At 70.5% G+C, this 1,912-nt stretch carries 2 protein-coding genes; one reads left to right on the top strand and one right to left on the bottom strand.

The features are described from left to right. The first annotated feature begins 38 nt into the window (after nt 1-38). A complete protein-coding gene (gene dinB, locus GPA_RS02095; protein WP_041239960.1) occupies nt 39-1,307 on the top strand; it encodes a DNA polymerase IV in 1,269 nt (422 codons plus the stop codon). Nucleotides 1,308-1,349: 42 nt separating this feature from the next. Here the strand turns inward: dinB and GPA_RS02090 are convergent, their stop codons facing one another. After that, nucleotides 1,350-1,820, bottom strand: a complete 471-nt coding sequence (locus GPA_RS02090) for a DegV family protein (protein ID WP_015538802.1) — start codon at nt 1,818-1,820, stop codon at nt 1,350-1,352. Between the last annotated feature and the right edge of the window lie 92 nt (nt 1,821-1,912).

The raw sequence follows: 1,912 nt of genomic DNA, 5'->3' as shown, positions 1-1,912 counted from the left end.
CCTCCCGCCCGCCGGCAGGGGAAGCTCCGGCGCGCCCGCTGCCGCTCGAGCCGTGGGAGGGGTCGGCCATCCTGCTGGTGGACCTGGACGCGTTCTTCGCCTCGGTCGAGCAGCTGGACCACCCTGCCTGGCGTGGCAAGCCCGTCATCGTGGGCGGCGATGCGGACAAGCACGGCGTGGTGTCCACCGCCTCCTACGAGGCGCGGCCCTACGGGGTGAGAAGCGCCATGCCCTCGTCGACGGCGCGCCGCCTGTGCCCCGACGCCATCTGGACGCACGGGCGCTTCGATCGCTACCGCGAGGTGTCCAACGCCATCATGGCCATCCTGCGCTCCGAGACGCCGCATGTGCAGCAGGTGAGCATCGACGAGGCGTTCCTGGACGTCACGCCTACCGTGGTGAACCGCGAGCACCCGGTGCGGGTGGCCCAGCGCATCCAGCGGCGCGTGGAGGAGCTGGGGGTGACATGCTCCATCGGCGCAGGCACCTCCAAGACCATCGCGAAGATCGCCTCGGACATGGACAAGCCGCGCGGCCTCACCGTGGTCTACCCCGGCAGCGAGCGCGACTTCCTGGCGCCGCTGCCCGTGCGAGTGATGAGCGGCATCGGCGCATCGGCCGAGGAGAAGCTGAAATCGCGCGGCATCCGCACGCTGGGGCAGCTGGCCGACGCCGACCTGCGCATGCTCGAGCGCGTGTTCGGCAAGCTCGGGCGCGTGATGCACGTGCGGGCGAACGGCGGCGACGACGCGCCGGTCGAGCAGGACGATGCCGTGAAGTCGGTGTCCAACGAGATGACGTTCGCGACGGATCTGACCCGCCGCGAGGACGTGGAGGCCGCCATCGCCACGATGGCGGCGAAGGTGGGCCGCCGCCTTCGCCGCAAGGGCCTGCGCGGCCGCACGCTCGCGCTGCGCGTGAAGTTCGACGACCTGAGCGTGCGCTCGGTGCAGCGCCAACTGCCGCGCCCGAGCGATGACGAGCTGGCTTACACGCCGCTGCTCTATGCCATGGTCGACGAGGTGTGGCGCCCCGGCACGCCGCTGCGCCTCATCGGCGTGGGCATGAGCGGCTTTTCGGAGGAGGGCGTCGTGCAGGAGAGCCTCTTCGACGTGGCCGAGGCGGCGCCGTCCGCTGACGACGTCGAGCCCGTCGTGCGCGACGAGCGCAAGCGCCGCGGCCTCATCGAGGCCACCGACCTCGTGAAGGACCGCTTCGGCGAGGCCGCCGTGCGCTTCGGCCACGAGCTGCGCAACGAGGAGAACACCACCGGCTCGTCCAGCAAGAACCCGGCGGACTACAAGTGACGGCGGGCCGTCGGTTGCCCGGCGGCCCGCTCAAGATCAAGGCTAGCGCTTGTCGGCAAGGAAGAACAGGGCCATGGTGCCGGGGCCGGAGTGGGCGCCGATGACGGGGTCGACGTAGTTGATGACGACCTCCTTCACGCCGAAGCGCTCCTTCACCTGCTCGGCCACGTACTCGGCCTCCTCGAGGCAGTCGCCGTGGGTGATGAACACCATCTGCTGGTCGATGGGCTGGACGGCGCTCTTCTCCATGTGGTCCACGAGCGCGTTCAGCGACTTCTTGCGGCCGCGCACCTTCTCGAGCGGGATGAGATGCCCCTCGTCGTCCACGTGCATGACCGGCTTGATGTTGAGCATGGTGCCCGCCCAGGCGGCCGTCTTCGACACGCGCCCGCCGCGGAACAGGAACATGAGGTCGTCCACCGTGAACCAGTGGGCCAGGTGCAGCTTGTTCTCCTCCACCCAGTCGCGCACCTCCCCGATGGGGGGCGCCGGCGCGGGCGCGCTGCACGGCATGCCACACGAGCAGGCCCTCGCCACCGGAGGCCGCCAGCGTGTCCACCGCGAGGAGGGTGCGCTCCGGGAACTCCGCCGCCAGGTCGCGCATC

Source organism: Gordonibacter pamelaeae 7-10-1-b (genome assembly GCF_000210055.1).
GTDB classification, from domain to species: domain Bacteria; phylum Actinomycetota; class Coriobacteriia; order Coriobacteriales; family Eggerthellaceae; genus Gordonibacter; species Gordonibacter pamelaeae.
Note: the sequence above shows the minus strand (reverse complement) of the source record. Positions and strands in the feature narration are given on the sequence as shown.

Excerpts from the sequence above, each read along its gene's own strand:
- GPA_RS02090 (WP_015538802.1), bottom strand. The coding sequence starts at position 1,820 with ATGCCGTGCAGCGCGCCCGCGCCGGCGCCCCCCATCGGGGAGGTGCGC.